Annotated in this window: 14 protein-coding genes; 8 read left to right on the top strand and 6 right to left on the bottom strand. The window is 66.5% G+C overall.

What is annotated here, in order from left to right; translation table 11 throughout:
- Positions 1-31 precede the first annotated feature (31 nt).
- On the top strand, positions 32-1,219 hold the full coding sequence (locus ACQR1B_RS15360) for an MFS transporter (RefSeq protein WP_434832361.1): 1,188 nt from the start codon (positions 32-34) through the stop codon (positions 1,217-1,219).
- Here ACQR1B_RS15360 and dgcA read toward each other — a convergent pair.
- Positions 1,201-2,196: an N-acetyl-D-Glu racemase DgcA gene (dgcA, locus tag ACQR1B_RS15355; protein WP_434832360.1), complete on the bottom strand. Its 996-nt coding sequence runs from the start codon at positions 2,194-2,196 to the stop codon at positions 1,201-1,203. The genes ACQR1B_RS15360 and dgcA overlap by 19 nt on opposite strands.
- Before the next feature lie 158 nt (positions 2,197-2,354).
- Here dgcA and ACQR1B_RS15350 point away from each other — a divergent pair, with 158 nt between their 5' ends.
- The 3 genes from ACQR1B_RS15350 (at position 2,355) to ACQR1B_RS15340 (ending at position 5,286) form a co-directional block, all read left to right on the top strand.
- Positions 2,355-3,488: an MlaE family ABC transporter permease gene (locus ACQR1B_RS15350; protein WP_434832618.1), complete on the top strand. Its 1,134-nt coding sequence runs from the start codon at positions 2,355-2,357 to the stop codon at positions 3,486-3,488.
- 1 nt (position 3,489) lies between these two features.
- Positions 3,490-4,260: an ABC transporter ATP-binding protein gene (locus ACQR1B_RS15345; protein ID WP_434832359.1), complete on the top strand. Its 771-nt coding sequence runs from the start codon at positions 3,490-3,492 to the stop codon at positions 4,258-4,260.
- 147 nt (positions 4,261-4,407) lie between these two features.
- The gene (locus ACQR1B_RS15340; RefSeq protein ID WP_434832358.1) at positions 4,408-5,286 is read left to right on the top strand and encodes an MlaD family protein; all 879 of its coding nucleotides are present in this window, start codon (positions 4,408-4,410) and stop codon (positions 5,284-5,286) included.
- A gap of 245 nt (positions 5,287-5,531) precedes the next feature.
- On the opposite strand, the gene ACQR1B_RS15335 is transcribed toward ACQR1B_RS15340, so the two are convergent.
- Entirely contained in the window at positions 5,532-11,147 is a 5,616-nt protein-coding gene (locus ACQR1B_RS15335; protein ID WP_434832617.1) for a methyl-accepting chemotaxis protein, read from the bottom strand.
- Positions 11,148-11,530: 383 nt separating this feature from the next.
- Here ACQR1B_RS15335 and ACQR1B_RS15330 point away from each other — a divergent pair, with 383 nt between their 5' ends.
- The gene (locus ACQR1B_RS15330) at positions 11,531-11,905 is read left to right on the top strand and encodes an Hpt domain-containing protein (RefSeq protein WP_434832357.1); all 375 of its coding nucleotides are present in this window, start codon (positions 11,531-11,533) and stop codon (positions 11,903-11,905) included.
- Positions 11,906-11,988: 83 nt separating this feature from the next.
- Complete coding sequence (locus ACQR1B_RS15325; RefSeq protein WP_434832356.1) at positions 11,989-12,309, top strand: 2Fe-2S iron-sulfur cluster-binding protein; 321 nt, start codon at positions 11,989-11,991, stop codon at positions 12,307-12,309.
- Between the two features lie 65 nt (positions 12,310-12,374).
- Here the strand turns inward: ACQR1B_RS15325 and ACQR1B_RS15320 are convergent, their stop codons facing one another.
- On the bottom strand, positions 12,375-12,839 hold the full coding sequence (locus tag ACQR1B_RS15320; RefSeq protein ID WP_434832355.1) for an acyl-CoA thioesterase: 465 nt from the start codon (positions 12,837-12,839) through the stop codon (positions 12,375-12,377).
- 176 nt (positions 12,840-13,015) lie between these two features.
- On the opposite strand from ACQR1B_RS15320, the gene ACQR1B_RS15315 reads away from it, so the two are divergent.
- Together ACQR1B_RS15315 and ACQR1B_RS15310 are read left to right on the top strand one after the other, a co-directional pair.
- Positions 13,016-14,044: an NAD(P)/FAD-dependent oxidoreductase gene (locus ACQR1B_RS15315; protein ID WP_434832354.1), complete on the top strand. Its 1,029-nt coding sequence runs from the start codon at positions 13,016-13,018 to the stop codon at positions 14,042-14,044.
- 171 nt (positions 14,045-14,215) lie between these two features.
- The gene (locus tag ACQR1B_RS15310) at positions 14,216-14,818 is read left to right on the top strand and encodes a DUF2147 domain-containing protein (protein WP_434832353.1); all 603 of its coding nucleotides are present in this window, start codon (positions 14,216-14,218) and stop codon (positions 14,816-14,818) included.
- Between the two features lie 695 nt (positions 14,819-15,513).
- Here the strand turns inward: ACQR1B_RS15310 and ACQR1B_RS15305 are convergent.
- The 3 genes from ACQR1B_RS15305 to ACQR1B_RS15295 form a co-directional block, all read right to left on the bottom strand.
- Entirely contained in the window at positions 15,514-15,870 is a 357-nt protein-coding gene (locus ACQR1B_RS15305) for a hypothetical protein (protein ID WP_434832352.1), read from the bottom strand.
- Positions 15,867-16,100, bottom strand: a complete 234-nt coding sequence (locus ACQR1B_RS15300) for a hypothetical protein (protein ID WP_434832351.1) — start codon at positions 16,098-16,100, stop codon at positions 15,867-15,869. Before ACQR1B_RS15300 ends, ACQR1B_RS15305 begins: the two co-directional genes overlap by 4 nt.
- A 180-nt stretch (positions 16,101-16,280) precedes the next feature.
- Positions 16,281-18,230 carry a hypothetical protein gene (locus ACQR1B_RS15295; RefSeq protein ID WP_434832350.1) on the bottom strand — a complete coding sequence of 650 codons (1,950 nt, stop codon included), beginning with the start codon at positions 18,228-18,230 and terminating at the stop codon, positions 16,281-16,283.
- Positions 18,231-18,318: the final 88 nt, after the last annotated feature.

Here is an 18,318-nt window from a genome sequence, read left to right as displayed (position 1 = left end):
CCATGATATTGATCGAATCGCAATTGAATTGATGCCACTGTCCCGACAAATCTCCACCACATCGCCGGTATTGTCGCGCCGATTCGCGGGCAGGTTGGGGCTGTTCTACGGCGCAGTGTTTGTCCTTTCAGGGACGCATCTGCCATTTTTCCCCGTCTGGCTACGGGCGATCGGACTGGACGCCTCGTGGATCGGCGTCATCATCGCGGTTCCGGCGGTCACGCGCTTCACGATCCTGCCGCTGGTGACGGCGCTCGCCGAGCGCCGCCAGGCGCTACGCGCCGCATTGCGGCTGACGACTTTCGCAACTGCGTCGGGCTTTGCCGTTCTCGCGCTCCAACACCAGCCCTGGCTCGTCTTTCTCGTCTATGTCGGGCTCTGCAGTCTGTGGACCCCCGTCGTCCCGCTGACGGACGCCTACGCGCTCCGCGGCGTCATGAGCCATGGTCTGAACTACGGGCGGCTGCGGCTGTGGGGATCGGCGGCGTTCATCGTCGGGACCCTGCTGTGCGGCGGGTTGGCCGACATCGTGTCCGCGTCCGGGCTGATCTGGATCATCGTCTCGGTGGCGCTGTGCGGGGCCGCCAGCAGCGTGCTGCTGCAGGGGCTGCCCTCGTTGCCGCGCAGCTCAGGTCCGGTGCAGGACGGTCGCAGCCTGCTCGGCAGCCCGCGCTTCCTCTGCATCATTGCATCCTCGGCGCTGATCCAGGGCAGCCATGCGGCCTACTATACGTTCTCCGCGATCGAGTGGACGGCGCAGGGGCTCAGCGGGCTCACCATCGCTTGGCTCTGGACCATGGGCGTGCTCGCCGAGATCGTGGTATTTGCGCTGTCGCCGCGGTTCACGCTGGCGCCCGCCAGCCTGGTCGTGATCGGCGCGGTCGCCGCCGTGCTGCGCTGGAGCCTGACGGCCCAGGAGCCGCACGCCGCCGGCCTTGCAGCAGTTCAGATCAGCCATGGCTTCACCTTCGGGCTGACGCTGGTCGGAACGATGGGGCTGCTGATCCGGCAGGTGCCGCCGCATCTGACGGCGCGCGGGCAGGGCTATTATGCTGCCGCCAGCGGCGTCGTCGGCTCGGCGGCATCGATGCTGTCGGGACCGCTCTACGCGGCCTACGGACCCGGCGTCTACTACGCGATGGCCGTCATGGCCGGTCTCGGCGGCGCGCTGATGTGGCTTGCGCGCACGCGCCTGTCGCTTCAGCCCCACAAAGCCTGATCGGGCGGATAGACGAGGCTGTCCTCGTAGTGCAGTCCGTGCGCGCAATCCTCCGCCAGCAGCAGGGGGCCGTCGAGGTCGACATAGCGGGCCAGCGGCGTCAGCAGCATGGCCGGCGCCATCGAGAGCGACGTTCCCACCATGCAGCCGACCATGATGTCGAAACCGAGCGCGCGGGCAGCATCCGCCATGAGCATCGCCTCCGTCAGTCCACCAGTCTTGTCGAGCTTGATGTTGATCGCGTCATAACGTCCGCGCAGCGTATCCAGCGAGTTGCGGTCGTGGACGCTCTCGTCGGCGCAGACCGCGAGCGGGCGTGCCATGCTCGCAAGGGCCTCGTCTTGTCCCGCCGGCAGCGGCTGCTCGACCAGGGTGACACCGGCAGCGGCGCAGGCGGCGAGATTGGCTTCGAGGTTGGCCTCGGTCCAGGATTCGTTGGCGTCGACGATGAGCTGTGACTGCGGGGCCGCTGTACGCACGGCCGCGATCCGTGCCGGATCGCCGTCGCCGCCGAGCTTGATCTTGAGCAGGGGGCGATGCGCCGCCTTGGCGGCGGCCTTGGCCATGACGTCCGGGGCGCCGAGCGAGATCGTGTAGGCGGTCACGCAAGGCTGAGGCGCGCGGCGTCCGAGCAGGTCCCAGATGCGCCGGCCGCTGCGCTTGGCCGCGAGGTCGAGCAGCGCGCAATCCAGCGCGTTGCGCGCGGCACCGGGCGGCATCGCCGACTGGAGCGCAACATGGTCGAGGCCGGAGGCGACGGCATCGCGCATCGAGAGCAGGGCGTTCAACGCCGCTTCGGGTGTTTCGCCATAGCGCGGATAGGGCACGCATTCGCCGCGACCCGTGACCGATCCATGGCGCAGCTCTGCGACCACCGTCACGGCTTCGGCCTTGGAGCCGCGGCTGATCGTGAAGCTGCCGGCGATCGGCCAATGACCGATCTGGGCGTCCAATGTTGGAAAACCGTTGGAAGTCATTTGAAAGTCTGGCGATTCGTGAACCGGAATGAGATGCTTGGGACTTGCACGATCGGAGCGACTATGGCTGTTGATGGGGGGCTCCGGCAAGGTGGTGGCGACGCGGTGGGATTTTTCTCGTCAGGGAGCGGATGTCCGCCGTTCCGAGGATGGTCGTGGTGAAGGGCGGCCCCGATCTGCAACGCAGCGGTGAAGGCAACGCGCTGTCGCTGCGCGCGACCGGCGCCTGGACCGCGCCGTTCGCGCCGTCGCTCGAGCGGCTCGTTGCCGATGCCGAGAAGCTCGCCGGCAAGAAAGTCGACGTTTCGATCGACGTGTCGCAGGTCTCCAAGCTCGATACGTTCGGCGCCTGGCTGATCGAGCGGCTGCGCCGCAGCTTCACGATGGGAACCGTCGAACCGAGGATCGACGGCCTGTCGGCCAACTACGCGAGCCTCGTCGACGAGGTTCGCCGCGTCAACGCCGCGCCCGGTGGCGATGCGACGACGGTGACCATCACCGGCATGCTGGGGCAGATCGGCCTCAGCGTCGCCGGCATCCTGGGCACCGTCGCGGCGCTGGTCGACATGCTCGGCGCCGTGATCGTCGCCAGCGGCCGCGTGCTCATTCATCCCCGCAGCTTCCGGCTGACGTCGACCATCCACCATCTCGAGCAGGTGTGCTGGCGCGCGGTGCCGATCGTCGTGCTGATCACCTTCCTGATCGGCTGCATCATCGCCCAGCAGGGCATCTTCCATTTCCGCCGCTTCGGCGCCGACATCTTCGTCGTCGACATGCTCGGCGTGCTGGTGCTGCGCGAGATCGGCGTGCTGCTGGTCGCGATCATGATCGCCGGGCGGTCGGGCAGCGCCTACACGGCCGAGCTCGGCTCGATGAAGATGCGCGAGGAGATCGATGCGCTCAGGACCATGGGCTTCGATCCGATCGAGGTCCTGATCCTGCCGCGCATGCTGGCGCTGGTGATCGCGCTGCCGATCCTGGCATTCCTCGGCGACATCGCCGCGCTCTATGGCGGCGGGCTGGTCGCCTGGTTCTACGGCGGCGTCGATCCCGAGGCCTTCCTGCTGCGGCTGCGCGATGCGATCTCGATCGATCATTTCACCGTCGGCCTGCTGAAGGCGCCGGTGATGGCGGCCGTGATCGGGATCGTGGCCTGCGTCGAGGGCCTCGCCGTTCAGGGGAGTGCAGAGTCGCTCGGGCGCCACACCACGTCGTCGGTCGTGAAGGGCATCTTCTTCGTGATCGTGATGGACGGCGTATTCGCGATCTTCTTCGCGGCGGTCGGGATGTGACATGACGCAGGAGATGTCCGATCCAATCATTCGCGTGCGCGACGTTACCGTGCAGTTCGGCAAGACACGGGTGCTCAACGGTCTCGATCTCGACGTGAAGCGCGGCGAGATCCTCGGCTTCGTCGGTCCCTCCGGCGCCGGCAAGTCGGTGCTGACCCGCACCATCATCGGTCTCGTGCCCAAACTGTCGGGGAACATCGAAGTGTTCGGCGTCGATCTCGATGCCGCCGACCGGGCCGGCCGCCGCGCCGTCGAGCGGCGCTGGGGCGTGCTGTTCCAGCAGGGCGCGCTGTTCTCCTCGCTGACGGTGCGGCAGAATATCCAGTTCCCGGTGCGGGAGTATCTGAAGGTCTCGCAGCGGCTGCTCGACGAGATCATGGTCGCCAAGTTGGTGATGGTCGGATTGCGGCCGGACGTTGCTGATCGTTTCCCGAGCGAGCTGTCCGGCGGCATGATCAAGCGCGTCGCGCTGGCGCGGGCGCTGGCGCTCGATCCGGAGCTCGTCTTTCTCGATGAGCCCACGTCCGGGCTCGATCCGATCGGCGCGGGGGATTTCGACGAGCTCGTGCGCACCCTCCAGCGCACTTTGGGACTGACGGTTTTCATGGTAACCCATGATCTCGATAGTCTGTATACGGCATGCGACCGCATTGCCGTGCTGGGCGACGGCAAGATCATCGCTGCGGGATCGATGGCTGACATGCAGGCCTCGGAGCATCCGTGGCTCCGGCAGTATTTCCACGGCAAACGGGCCCGCGCCGTGATGGGGTAAAACCAAGCGCGCGGGCGCGATGAGTGTTGTGAGCGGGAGTGGGGACTCCTGCGACAAAGTTGATGGGGTGGGTGCCGCAATCCGGCGCCAACCGACAGTGCACGAGTGGCGGATGTCCGCCGCAACGTGCCGGCACCGGAGTTGGTAATGGAAACGCGGGCGAATTACGTCCTGATCGGATCGTTCACGCTGGCGGTGCTCGCCGCGGCGGTCGGATTTGTCCTCTGGTTCCAGAGCCTGCATACGACCAAGCAGCGCAGCCCGTTGCGGGTCGTGTTCGAAGGGCCGGCCGCGGGTCTGCGCAATGGCGGCAGTGTCAACTTCAATGGTATCCGGGTCGGCGAGGTCATCTCGGTCAAGCTCGACAATCCGCGCCGCGTCGTGGCTCTCGCGATGGTCGAGAACAACGCGCCGATCCGCAAGGACACCCTGGTCGGTCTCGAATTCCAGGGCCTCACCGGCGTCGCCGCGATTTCGCTCAAGGGCGGCGAGGAGGCCGCGCCGCCGCCGCCGCTCGACGAGGACGGGGTCCCGCTACTGCGCGCCGATCCGACCCGTCTGCAGGACGTCACCGAGGCGATCCGCGCGACCTTGCAGAACATCAACAAGGTGGTGGCCGACAACCAGGACGCGGTGAAGAACTCGATCAAGAATCTCGAGGTCTTCACCCAATCGCTGGCGCGCAACTCGGAGCGCATCGACGGAGTCATGAGCCGCGTCGACGGCATCATGGGCAAGGCGGACACCTTGATGCTCGGTCTCAATACGCTGGCCGGGGGCAAGGACGGCGGCGAGCTGTTCCTGACGGTGAAGTCGATCCGCGAACTCGCCGAGGATCTCGACAAGCGCTCCGGCGCGCTGATGGCCGATGGGCGGCGGACATTGTCCGACATCAGCCGCGCCGTGAACAATTTCGACCGCAACCCGACCAGGGTGCTGTTTGGCGCCAGCAATTCCAGCCCCAGCAACGCCCAGGCGTCGCAGCCGGCCCCTGCACCGGCGCCCGCCGCGAGCGGACGGCGCTGAGCCGAGGGCGAACAGCGAATAGGGACTGGCGAATAGGGGCGTGCAAAACGGCCCAGGGATCGCGCCCCTCCAGCTCACGCGTCCTTCGCGCATCCGTCGTTGGGGCGACGCCGGGTGGAGAGGGCGAAAGCCGAAAGCTCTCCTATTGCATCTCCAAACGCGAAACGGAGGCCTTGCGGCCTCCGTTTTTGTCTTACTGCGCGTCTGGCTCTACTCACCCTGCGCTACTCGCTACTCCGCACATCTCACGCCAGCCGGCCGGCGGCGTGGGCGAGGAGGGTGTAGACGAGACCCGTCTCGGAGGTGAGCTGGGCGCGCAGGGCCTGCGGGTTGCGGTCGTCGCGGGCGACTTCGTCGAGCAGACGCTCGAACTCGGTGATGTAGCGGTCGACCGTCTGCTTGAAGCTGCGGTCGGCGCGATATTTTCGGGCGACCTCGTCGAACGCCTTCTGACCGGCCGGCGTATAGAGCCGCTTGGAGAACGCCTTGGTCTCGCCGCGCTGATAGCGGTCCCACATCTCGGCCGCGAGGGTGCGGTCCATCAGGCGGGCGATGTCGAGCGACAGCGACTCCAGCGGATTGCCCGGCTGCGCGGCCGGTCCGCGGCCACGCGGCGCCTGCTGCGGCGGGCCGGCCGTGCTGTTGTCGGCGCGGTTGAGCAGATCGGACAGCCAGTTGTCGCTGCGCTGATCGGCGGCCGGACCCATCGGCGGCGCTTCGACCCGGCGCGGCTGCGGCGGCGGGGCAGGCGGCTGCATGCCGAGATCGGGCGGCGGCAGGTTGGTGATGCTGGTCGCCGCCTGCTCGCGCAGGCGCATGTCGGCGCGGCCGCCGACGGCTGCAGCCGCCACCGGTTCTTCCTGGCGGATGACCGCGGCCGGCGCCGCGACGGCGGCGGGGCGCGATGCGCTGACCACGTCGAGGCCACGGCCGTGATGCGCGACGATCCGGTTGAGTTCCGCCAGCGCCTCGATCTGGTCGACGATGACCTTGCGCATCTGCGCCGTGCTCTCGGCTGCCTCCTGCGGCATCTCCAGCACGCCGCGGCGCAGCTCGTTGCGGGTCGCCTCGAGTTCGCGATGCATCTCGGCCGTCATCTGCTTCATGCTCGAGACCAGTGTCGCGAACCGCTCCGCCGACTGCTTGAACATGGCATCGGCTTCCTGCGTGCTCTGCTGGTAGATCTCCTGCATCTGCGACGTGGTGAGGCGGCGTTCCTCCTCCGCATTGGCGCGGATGGCTTCGAACTGACGGCTGAGCGCATTGGAGCCGGCACCGGCCGTTTCCGCCACGACCCGGGCGATGTCGCGGGCCCGTTCCTCGGCGGCCGCCAAGGACTCGTCGAGCAGGCTGGTGAAGCGGGTCAGGCGCTGGTCGAGATCTGCGGTGCGCAGGTCGATGGTGGTGACAAGTGATTCCAGCGTGGTCTTGCGATCCGAGATCGAGACGGTCGCATCGCGGTTGCTCTGCTCGACGATGGCGGCAGCCTCGATGAGGGCCTTGCCATGGGCGTCGAACTGGGTCGACAGCGATCCGAGATCCTCCAGCGCGCGCGAGGTCTTGGCGTTGAAGACGTTGAGCTGATCCTCGAGGGTCTGCGTCGCCGTGCCGTTGCGCGAGGTGACGTCGTTCATCGCGGTCACGAAGTCCGCCACGCGGGCGACCAGCGCCCGCTCCAGCGAATTGAGGTTGTCGTGGGCTCCGGTCAGGACCTCCTGCAGCAGGATGTTGCCCTCGCGCAGCCGTTCGAACAAAGCGACGGTGTCGGTGCGCAGGATCTTGCTCGTCTCCTGCATCTCGGTGACCGCTGCCACCGAGACCTGGCGCGACTGCTCGATCGCCGCGCGCGACGCCTGCTCCAGGTCCTTGAGCGACTTGGTGATCGCCGTGGTCGCGAGCTCGCCGGCCGAGGTGATGGTGCGGGCGACCTCGGAACCGTTGCCGTTGACGGTCTGGGCGAAGGCCTGGCCGCGGATTTCGATCGCCTTCAGCGCGTCGGTCGTGACGCGATCGATCTCGATCGTGAGCTGGTTGGTCTTCGAGCTGAGCGTCTCGACCAGGGTACCGCGCTTGCCGTCGAGAATCTGCGACAGCCGCTCGCTCTGCTGCTGCACATAGGTGACGATCTCGTCGGTCTTGCCGGTCATGGCCGAGCCGAACGAGTTGCTGGCGGCGAGCACGGAGCGCTCGATCTCGGTCGAGGTCGACTTCACCCGCGTGGAGACCTCGTTGGAGGCCGCGACGAGTGCGCCCTGGGCATTCAGCGCGCTGTTCTGGATCGCATCCGTCGTGTTGGCCGCGACCGAGTTGATCGACCGTTCGATCTCCGAGGAGATCTCCTTGAGCTGGCCGGCCGTATCCGTGGAGGTTGCCGTCAGCACGCTCTGCGCCTCGCGGGCCCCGGCGACGATCACCGCGACGGTCTCGGTGGTGGTCGTGGTCAGCACCGCCTGGGCTTCGCGTGCGCTGCCGACCAGCGTGGCGGCGGTGTCGGCCGAGGTCGCGGTCAACGACATCTGCGCCTGGCGCGCGCTGTTGAGGATCGAGGTGGCGGTATCGGCGCCCACCGACGACAGGGTCCGCTCGACGTCGACGGCGAGCGACTTGACGTGCTCCGCCGCTTCGGTCGAGGCCGAGATCAGCTTGGACTGAACATCACGGGCGCTGTCGACGATCACGGTGGCCGTGGTGGTGCCGACGGCGGCGAGCGTGCGCTCCACGTCGGCCGCCAGCGACTTGACATGATTGGCCGCTTCGGACGACGCGCTGATCAGCGTGGTCTGCGCCTCGCGGGCGCCGCCCGTGATCGCTTCCGCGGTGGTCGTCCCTGCGATCGAGAGCGAGCGCTGAACGTCGACGGTGAGCACCTTCACCTGTTCGGCTGCCTCGTGCGACGCGGCGAGCAGGGCGTTCTGAGCTTCGCGGGCGCCCGCCGTGATCGTCTCGGCGGTTTCGGTGCCGGCACTGGTGAGCGAACGCTGCACGTCCGCCGCAAGCGACTTCACATGGTCGGCCGCGTTGGAGGAGGCCGAGACCAGGGTGTTCTGGACTTCGCGGGCGCCGGCGAGGATCGAGGCTGCGGTGGCCGAGCCGGCGGCCGTCAGCGCCTGTTCGACGTCGGTGGCGAGCGACTTCACGTGATTGGCGGCATCGGACGAGGCCGAGACCAGGGTGTTCTGGACTTCGCGGGCGCCGGCGAGGATCGAGGCTGCGGTGGTCGAACCTGCCGCCGTCAAGGTGCGCTCGACGTCGGCCGACAGCGACTTGATCTGCGCCGCCGTTTCGCCCGACGCCGTCACCAGGGTCGCCTGAGCTTCGCGAGCGCTGGTCAGGATGGCATCGGCGGCATGGCTGCCGGCACCGGTGAGGGCGCGCTCGACCTCTTCGGACGTGCTCTTCAGCTGCGTGCCGACGTCGGTCGACACGTTGAGCAGGGCCTGCTGCGCCGTGCGCGCGCCGGTCTGGATGGTTTCGCTGGTGTTGACCACGAGATTGGTCAGCGAGCGCTCGGCATCCTCGACATGCGACTTGATGCTGGCAGACAGCAGTTCGGCGCGGGTCATGAGCTCGTCGCTGGCCTGGCGGCCGCTGCTCTCGATGCGGCCGGCCACGGCCTCGACGCGCGAGCCCAGCAGGTCCTCGAACTGCGAGACGCGCTGGTCGATCTCGGTGGCGATCGAGCCGACCCGGGTCTCGATGCCCTGATGGATGTCCTGGAAGCGCGCGGTGACGGCTTCGGTCAGCTCGAAGCTGCGGCCGTCGATGATGTTCGACAGGCTGACGATGCGCTGATCGATCGCTTCGAGCGCCTTGTCGGTGCCTTCGGTCAGCGAGGAGGTCAGGATGTTCAGGCGGGAATCGATCGACTGGATCGCCTGAGCCGAGCCGTCGGTCAGCGAGGAGGTCAGCACCGTCAGCCGCGAGTCGATGGCGTGCAGCACCTGAGCCGCACCGTCGGTCAGCGAGCCCGAGAGCGCGCCGAGCCGGCCCTCGATGGTCGAGGTGACCGAGGTGGTGCGGTTGTCGAAATTCTCCTCCAGCGTCTGCAGACGTCCGCCGACAGTGTCGTCGAAGATCTTGATCTTCGACTCGAGCGAGGAATCGAAGTTGGTGATGCGCGCCTGCAGATTGGTCTCGAACAGGCTCAGCCGCTGGTCGAGCGTCGCCGTGATCTCACCGGTGTTGGACGACAGCTTGGTGTCGAAGCTGTCGACATAGGTCTTGAGATTGTCCGAGATCTCCTGGGTCCGCTGGCCCATGCGCTCGACGATCTCGCCGCCATAGGTCTTCACGGTGCGGTCGAATTCGGTGATGTGCCGGGTGATCAGCGCGCCGAGCGTCGAGCTGTCGCGCGCGAAGCGCTCGGCGAGCTCGGTGCCCTGGTTCTTCACCAGTTCATCGAAGGCGCTGATCTGTACCGACAGGGTGTCGTGCGTGCTCTCGGTCTGGCTGACGACCTTCGCCACCAGCGAGTTGACGGTCGCGTCGAGCGATTCGCTTGCCTTCTCGCCTGACGTGACGATGTGCCCCGACATGCGCTGGCTGGCCTCGTCGATCTTGGTGACGAGATCGCCGCTGCGCAGTTCGAGCTCCAGGAGCAGGGAGTCGCCGGACGCCTTGAGCTGATCGTGAACCTGCTCGGTGCGCACCGAAATGCCGTCGACGATCGCCGCCGTGCGCTGCTCGAACTCGCTGGTGATGCGGTCGATGCGCTCGTTGAGCATCTCATGGACGCGGTCGGACAGATCGGCGAACTCGTCGTGGACGTGGCCGGTCTTGAAGTTGAGGCTGGTGGTGAGGCGCTCGGAGGCGTCGAGCACGGCGCGGGTGGTCTCGGCGCTGGCTTCCTCGAGACGGTCGAGCAGGTCGCCGCCGCGCTCGCCGAGCGCCAGGATCATGTTGTCGCCGGCATTGCCGAGCGCGGCCGTGATGTGGGCCCCGCGCTCTTCGAGCGCGCCGGTGATGCTCTTGGCGACCTCGTCGACGCGCGAGGCGATCGCATCCGAGATCAGTGCGATGTCGTGGCGCAGATCGATCTGCACGCCGGAGATGGCGCTGCGGACCTGCTCGGCCTGGCCGACCAGATTGTCGCGCTGATGGGCGATGTCCTGGAGCAAAGCGCGGATGCGGACCTCGTTGTCGCTATAGGCGCGCTCGAGCGCCGCGACCTCGTTGGCGACCAGCATCTCGAGCTCGCCGGCGCGCGCGATCGCGCGCTCGACGCCGTCGCCCATCGCCGCGACCTCGCGGCGGATGGCTTGTCCCACGGTGACGATGGAATCGCTGACGGCGCCCTCCGGCTCGGAGAAGCGGATCGCCACCTGCGCCATCGACTGCGCGATCATGCGCAGCTCCTGGCCGCGCCAGGCGAGACTCGCGAGGAAATAGAACAGCAGCACCGGGGCAAAGAAGACCGCGGCGAGGCCGGCCATCACCAGCACGCCGCCGCTCTGCCCGATCAGGGCCTGCAGCGACGGCAGGAAGCCGATCGTGAGCAGCACGCAACCAACGATCCAGATGCCTGCAAACGCAGTTGCCAGCGTATAGACGCCACGCGAGGGGCGGCCCTTCTGGATCGCCTGCAGCAACTGGCCGATGGTTTCGCGATCGTCGTTGGCGGGACGACGGACGGCGAGCGGCGGCGGTTCGATGTCCTCCAGGCTGGTGCGATCGACGCCCGGACGGTTCTCGAACGAATCGAAGCTCGACGTGCCGGTCGGCATCACCGGCGGGGCCCCGTCAGCGCGCACCGGGCCCTGCGAATCCTGGGGCGCGGACGCGTCGCTGATGTTCAAAGCCTCCTGAATCGCGGACAGCGCAACTTCAGTCGGGTCTTTGACCTTTTTGGGGGTGTTCGCCATGTTGAGTCCGAGCCCTCGTCTTAATTTCGATCCGGCGAGCCGCATACGAGTACCCCCTCGTAGCGCTCGAACCGGACGTCATCCTCAGCAGGCACCAGGGGTGGCAAATTCCGCCGGGCGACCCACTCCATCCGGGGATCATCCTATTGGCTGTGCCTGTTGAAGGAAATGGCCGTGGTTAAGAGATTCTTAATCATCGTTAACAGCCGCCGCCGTTAACACTTTAGAAGTTCTGCGAATTCCCGTTTCGGCCGCGAATGGGGCGGAGCCGGGCCGAAATCGCGGCAAACCCGCGGCAATTGCTCGGTAACGGTACATTAACCATTGCCGTGCTTGGTTCCCCACAGGGGCGCCGGATGCGCCCGCCGAACCGGATGACTGCCATGGTTCCCGACCTGTCACGGATCGAATGGATGCCCTCGCCCCCGCTGGTTCCCGATGACGGGCCGATCAGCCTCGACCTTCTCAGGCGGATGACGCTCGGGGATGCCGAACTCGAGCGTGAAGTGCTCGCCATGTTCTCGACCCAGGCCGTCCATCTGCTGGAGCGGCTGCAGGTCATCCCCGACGACGCCGCCTCGGTCGCCCATACCCTGAAGGGCTCGGCCCGCGCCATCGGCGCGCTCGACGTCGCCGATGCCGCCGAAGGGCTCGAAGCGGCGCTGCGGTCGGGCGATCCCGCCGATGCGCTGGCATGGCTCGGCACGGCGGTGGCGCAGGCACGCGCCGCCATTTCGGACATGCTCGGCGCCTCCTGAGCGGCCATCCGGAACACTAGCGCGGAGCGGAGCTGTCCGTTATAGGACAGCCCGACCTCATTCCCTGCGCAGTACGAGCACACATGGCCAAGATCACCTTTGTCGACCACACCGGCGCGTCCCGAAGCGTTGAGATCGAGAACGGCGCGACCGTGATGGAAGCGGCGATCCGCAATGCGATTCCCGGCATCGAGGCCGAGTGCGGCGGCGCCTGCGCCTGCGCGACCTGCCATGTCTATGTCGACGAAGCCTGGCGCGAGAAGGTCGGCCCGCCGACGCCGATGGAAGAGGACATGCTCGATTTCGGCTACGAGGTGCGGCCGAATTCGCGGCTGTCCTGCCAGATCAAGGTCTCCGACGAACTCGACGGCCTCGTCGTCTCGACTCCCGAGCGTCAGGCCTGATCCAAGGCCTGATCCTTCGTCTGCTGCGCCCATCCTGCTCCCTCTCCAGAAGGCCGCCGCCCGGTCTATGCCGGCGGCGCGAGCGTCACGCCGCGGCGGACCCAGGGCCGTAGCGCCGCAACGAGCTTCGGCGTCAGCGGCGCCGGTTTGCGCGTCACCTCGTCGATCAGCACCATGACCGCGGTCGCCGAGGCCACGCAGCGGCCGTCCGAGAACACGACCTGTTCGCAGGTCACCGACGTGCGTCCGAGCTTCACGATCGCCAATCCGAGCTCGATCGTGCCCGGCCAGCGCAGCTCGGCGCGGAAATGCATGTCCAGCCGTACCATGATCCAGGCCAGCCCGTCCTGCATGAGACCGTGGCGCGGATCCTTCGTCAGCGTCACCCGGCCGGTCTCGAAATAGGTCGCATAGACGGCGTTGTTGACGTGCTGGTTGGGATCGAGGTCGCCGAACCGCACATTGTCCGTGAGGCGGTAGGGAAAGTCGTCGATATCGGGCGCGTGGTCGCCGCGGGCCGTCTCTGTCACCGATTGATCTCCATCATTCCAGGTCCCCTTCAAACCTCGCTAAGCCCGTCGCTGCAAGCCGCGTGGCGAGCGAGGGGCAGGCTTTTGTGCCTTCCCTGAACCCGCCCCGTTGGCTACAAATTCGGAACCGCCATCTGCCGCCATCCTCGCGCGGCGCCTCCAACGAGAAGAGCGACATGAGTGAAGCGATCAAGACCGATGTGCTGATCATTGGCGCGGGTCCCTGCGGACTGTTTGCCGTGTTTGAACTGGGGCTGCTCGACATCAAGGCGCATCTGATCGACATCCTCGACAAGGCCGGCGGCCAGTGCGCCGAGCTCTATCCGGAGAAGCCGATCTACGACATTCCCGGCGTGCCGATGGTGACGGGGCAGGGCCTCACCGACCAGCTGATGGAGCAGATCAAGCCGTTCAGCCCGACCTTCCATCTCGGCGAAATGGTCGAGAAGGTCGAGAAGATCGGCGACCCCGGTTTCCGCGTCATCACCGATGCCGGCAAGGTGTTCGAATGCAAGGTCGTGGTGATCGCGGCCGGCGGCGGCTCGTTCCAACCGAAGCGTCCGCCGGTGCCGGGCATCGAGGCCTATGAAGGCACCTCGGTATTCTATGCCGTGCGCAAGATGGAGCAGTTCCGCGACAAGCACGTCGTCATCGTCGGCGGCGGCGATTCCGCGCTCGACTGGACGCTCAATCTGCATCCGATCGCCAAGCGCATCACGCTGGTGCATCGTCGCGACGACTTCCGCGCAGCGCCCCACAGCGTCGAGCAGATGCGCGCGCTGGTGGCCGCCGGCAAGATGGATCTTCGGATCGGTCAGGTCAGCGCGCTCGAAGGCGCGGGCGGCGTACTCTCCGCGGCCAGCATCAAGGGCAACGACAATGCGGTCGAGACCGTGCCTTGCGAGATGATGCTGCCGTTCTTCGGACTGACGATGAAGCTCGGCCCCGTCGCCGACTGGGGCATCGCGCTCGAGCACAATCTCATTCCGGTTGAGACCTCGGCGTTCGAGACCAACGTTTCCGGCATCTTCGCGATCGGCGACATCAACACCTATCCGGGCAAGATCAAGCTGATCCTGTGCGGCTTCCACGAGGGCGCGCTGATGGCGCAGAAGGCGCACCGCTACGTGTATCCGGAGAAGCGGCTGGTGTTCCAGTACACGACGTCGTCCTCGAGCCTGCAGAAGAAGCTCGGAGTCAACTAATCGCTGTCCGGTGTGGAACCCGGCCGCATCGGACCAACTCAAATGTGAAGATATGTTTCCTTCGCGTGCCGGTTTCACCGGCGCGCCAGACCTGTTATGGGCTGGAACGGGGCTCGGAACGGCCGTACGGTGCGACCCTGCGGTTGGCGAATTGGTCAAGGTGAGATGATGATGCTGAATGCGTTTCCCCGACGTCGGCTGGTGCCTGGTGCGATGAAGCTCGCGATCGGCGTGCTCGTCGCCGCAGCGCTGCTGACACGGCCTGCGCTGGCGGCGGAGCCGACCGCGGCCGGGCTGTGGCAGAAGATCGAAGACGGCAAGCCGGTCGGATGGTTTCTGTTCATCGACCGTGATGGCGTGTTCGAAGGCGTCATCGCCAAGACGTTTCCGCGTCCCGGCGACAATCCGAACGAGGTCTGCTCCAAGTGCACCGACGACCGCAAGAATGCGCCGGTGCTGGGCATCTCCTTCGTGCGCGACATGAAGCGCGAGGGCCTGAAATACGAAGGCGGCAACGTGCTCAATCCGCGTGACGGCAACATCTGGAAGGCCAACATGCGGGTCAGTCCGGACGGGCAGTCGCTGATCCTGCACGGCTATCTCGGCATCTCGCTGTTCGGCAAGGACGAGACCTGGACCCGTCTGCCGGACACCAACATGGCGCAGATTGATCCTGCGATCATCGCCAAATATCTGCCGGCCCCGACGACCGCGGTCGCGCCCGGCGCAAAGGCGCCGCCGCCGATGATGAAGAAGCCGGCGCCGGCCAAGTAGTCCGCAACCGAACTGCAGCTCGGTCGTCATGAGTAGGAGATGTGACGTCGCGATCTCGCGGCGCATGGCGTCCGAGTTGTTCAGGCTGAACGCGGCCCTCTGAAGAAGAGGGCGCAGGGAATGCCGGGTGAAGGCCTCACCCATGGCCCGCCTGCTGAAAAAATGCAGGCGGCAGGTACCACAGGTCAAGCCGATCAACCGGCATTCCCTGCGCGATGTTTGACGGCTTATACGTCCTCTCCCCGGGGACCGGCTGTCTTGCCCCCGTCGCGAACGGATCATCATGACCGCCCGCTTGGCATCAGCATCGGGATGCCAGGACCCTACGATTTCACCGTGCGCCTCGTGCCGTTCGTCGGCATGACCTTCGCCATGCTGCGGCCCAAAGCGCCCACCGCATCCCACGCTCCACGTTCGTGACGACCGCGAACCGCCCCTCTCATGAGCACGGGATGGCCTCAACAGAGCATAATTTTCGGAAAAACGAAAGATGTAAATTTTATCCGGCGGGACTGGACAGCGGTGATCGGTCTGGAATGACAGGCGAATTTCGTTCGTCCGCGCACGCTTGTCCTGGAGTCATCAATACGCGCCAAGCGTCACTCAGATCACGGCACAGCCCGACGGGCGAATCGGTGTGCCGGATGCGCGAACTTCTTCACACGCGACGGATTTCAGCCGGCAAACTCACGCCACTATTTGCGAGACGACTGTTCCATTTCGATCGAGACCTGCTCGATTTCGCGTTCGGCTGCTTGCAGCGCAAGACGTGCCCGGTGAAGAGGAGCCGTCAGCGCCTCGTTTCTGCTCGTGTGAGCAGAGGCGAGTCTTGGCTCTCTCCATACACCGGACAAGCTCTCTGCGGCCTTGGATAACTTCGTCGAAAGGGTTTCACTCTCTTCGATCGTTCGGACGTCGAGGCCGACGTTCTCGGGGGCGAGCCGCTCCCCGGGCTGCGGTGCGATCCATCGCAACGCCGCGTAGCCGGCTGTCACGGCAGCTCCGCCAGCGAGCACCGGAAAGAGCAGGGCGATAAGCTGGCTCGTGGTCATTGGAGCTTCCTCAAGACCATGTGTCCGGAAAAATGTATGCTCACGGCCAGGACAATGCAAATGCCGGCCGCGGCAAATACCAGGGTCTCGTTGGTCCCCTTCGGTAGAATCTCGAAAACGAAATTTGCGATCGGCACGAAAGCGCCGATGGTCAGGATCGCAGTCGCGACGGTATTCAGCCAATTTGCTATTAATTTTATGTTTTCGTTGCGTTTTTCCGTTGGCGTCATGTAGCCCCTCCGGATTCCCTATCGATACCGGCAATCCGTTCCGCCGTCATCTCCCGGAGCTCCAGCTTGGGTACGGCATCTCCTCTGGACCATACTACAAATAAGTCGGCCATCAGTCCGGCGCGGCTCGGCGACTCGGTTGTCCTGTCGTCGTTCGACGAGCGATCGCCGCATCGCGGCTCACTGCCTCACCACTCCCGCTGGCGGCAGCGGCTGGCTCGAGATGCTGGCTTCGGCCGCGTCGAGGCTGAGCACTTCGGCTGCGGCCGGAAACGCCGCGTCGGCCATCGCGGCATGGCCTTCCGCGCTCGGATGCACGGCGCCGCCATAGACCGCCGACAGCACGCCCCAGCTCGCATCATGGATGTCGGAGGGCTGCATCGCCGCCGGCAGGCCCTGCGGATAGGTCATCGCCGCGAAGTAGCTGTCATTGGCGTCGCGGATCCAGCGGGCGCGCGGCAGATAGGGACGATATTCGCTGGCGCCGCGGCCGCACGACAGCGGCTCGTTGGCGGCGCTGACGATGTTGGAATCGAAGCTCTCGCCGTTGGCCAGGAAGCATTCGCGGTCGAACGGCGGGTCCTGCTGCGAGCGCGCGCAGAAGCCGTGCTGGGCGAAGGCTGCCTGATGGGCGTCCACGAAGGTCATGCGCTCGGTGCGCGGATCGCGGCACAGCACGCCTGCCGTGCATTGGGCGAGCCCGCGCAAAGCGGGGAGGAACTCGTTCTCGACGAAGCCCGCGACATTGGCGAGCCGCTGCGGATTGGCGTTGAAGGAGGGATGCACCTCGAACCCGGCCGGACCGCCGGGGCAGGGCGTGCCGGGGGCGCTCAGCGCCGGGTTGCCATACGAGGTGTAGATGACGTGCGAGAGATCGCCGACCAGTGGCTTCAGCGCCTCGCGCAGCTTGGCAAAGCCCTGCGGCAGGTCGCGCGCGAGTTCGCTGCGCGATTCCTCGACCGAGCCGATCACGCCGGAGCGCTTGAACAGAGTGCGCTCGGTCGGCGTGTCGACGATGACGTCGGCGACGAGCCCGGAGAAGTTGATGTCGTTGGCGCCGATCGACAGCAGCACCAGATCGAGCTGGCGATCCGGCTGGCGGCGTTTGGCCGCGGTCAGCGCCTCGCGCAACTCGCCGAGCTGGCCGTTGACGCCGCCGGCGCAGGTCGCCACCGAGCGCCCGGGCACGCATTCGCGCGCGCGCTGGCTGCCGAACAGGCCGTCGGCGATGGTGGCGCCGGTGCAGGCGAGCGGCAGATAGGTGACCGCGACGTGCGGGTAGCGCACCGCGAGCGCCAGCGCGGTGCGGGTCTGGTAGCTGTAGAGCGAGCGGTGGCAGGCGGCGTTGAACCACACCGCGCTGTGCTTCTGCCAGTTCTGCAGCGTGTCCGGCGCCTCGCAGGCGCGGCCGCCCTTGAAGCCGGCGCGGCTCGGCCGGTAATATTGCGCACTCGCGCCGCCGAGATAGGAGCGGAAGCAGAAGCCGTCATCGGCGAGCGCCACCGGACGGTCCGGATTGCCTTCGCCCGCGGCGATGCTGTCGCCGAGGCCGGCGATGAGGACGTCGCGGACCTGGATGCCCGTCTGCGCCCGCTGGGTGCCGTCGGCACTGGTGACGTCCACGGTCGCGACGGTCTGGCGGCCGTAACGGACGCGCAGGTTGACCGGCTCGGCGCAGTCGAAGGTCGAGGTCTGCGGACCGTCGCCGTCGTCGAACGACCAGGCGCAGGTGGCGCCGACCGGGACGGCGCCGGTCAGGCGCACCGTGACCGGATGGTCGATCGGCGTCAGATAGCTTTCCTTGACGTTGTCGCGCGTGCAGGGCTCGTTGACGCGGCCGGAGAGATCGATGCAGAGACGGTTGACGATGTTGCGCGCCCAGCCGCGGCCGTCGCTCTGGATCGCCAGGCCCTGCTCGGCGGACAGGATGGAGCGGTCGCGCGTGCTCTCGACATGGAGCAGGAAGTCGCGCTCCTCCCGGAACAGACGGAAGCGGTTGCGCACCTCCCAGCTGATCTGCAGCGACGGCGCCGTGCCGAACTGTGCGGCCGCCTCGGTCGCGGCGAGGGGGGCGAGCAGGCCGGCCAGCACGCAGCCGGCGAGCATCGGACGAAGGGACATTCGGGTCATACGCTAGGGATTCACGTCAGCCATTGTGCGGAAGTACATGGGGCGGAAGTAAGAGGACCGCGCGCGAGTTCAACCGGTGGAGGGTCGA

Source organism: Bradyrhizobium oligotrophicum, from assembly GCF_051168495.1.
Lineage (GTDB): Bacteria > Pseudomonadota > Alphaproteobacteria > Rhizobiales > Xanthobacteraceae > Bradyrhizobium > Bradyrhizobium oligotrophicum_A.
The sequence above is the reverse complement of the archived record's forward strand: the minus strand, read 5'-3'. Positions and strand labels throughout refer to the sequence as shown.

Coding starts and splice junctions, on each gene's coding strand:
- ACQR1B_RS15360 (WP_434832361.1), top strand. CDS start 32: ATGCCACTGTCCCGACAAATCTCCACCACATCGCCGGTATTGTCGCGC.
- dgcA (WP_434832360.1), bottom strand. CDS start 2,196: ATGACTTCCAACGGTTTTCCAACATTGGACGCCCAGATCGGTCATTGG.
- ACQR1B_RS15345 (WP_434832359.1), top strand. CDS start 3,490: ATGACGCAGGAGATGTCCGATCCAATCATTCGCGTGCGCGACGTTACC.
- ACQR1B_RS15340 (WP_434832358.1), top strand. CDS start 4,408: ATGGAAACGCGGGCGAATTACGTCCTGATCGGATCGTTCACGCTGGCG.
- ACQR1B_RS15335 (WP_434832617.1), bottom strand. CDS start 11,147: ATGGCGAACACCCCCAAAAAGGTCAAAGACCCGACTGAAGTTGCGCTG.
- ACQR1B_RS15330 (WP_434832357.1), top strand. CDS start 11,531: ATGGTTCCCGACCTGTCACGGATCGAATGGATGCCCTCGCCCCCGCTG.
- ACQR1B_RS15325 (WP_434832356.1), top strand. CDS start 11,989: ATGGCCAAGATCACCTTTGTCGACCACACCGGCGCGTCCCGAAGCGTT.
- ACQR1B_RS15315 (WP_434832354.1), top strand. CDS start 13,016: ATGAGTGAAGCGATCAAGACCGATGTGCTGATCATTGGCGCGGGTCCC.
- ACQR1B_RS15310 (WP_434832353.1), top strand. CDS start 14,216: ATGCTGAATGCGTTTCCCCGACGTCGGCTGGTGCCTGGTGCGATGAAG.
- ACQR1B_RS15305 (WP_434832352.1), bottom strand. CDS start 15,870: ATGACCACGAGCCAGCTTATCGCCCTGCTCTTTCCGGTGCTCGCTGGC.
- ACQR1B_RS15300 (WP_434832351.1), bottom strand. CDS start 16,100: ATGACGCCAACGGAAAAACGCAACGAAAACATAAAATTAATAGCAAAT.
- ACQR1B_RS15295 (WP_434832350.1), bottom strand. CDS start 18,230: ATGACCCGAATGTCCCTTCGTCCGATGCTCGCCGGCTGCGTGCTGGCC.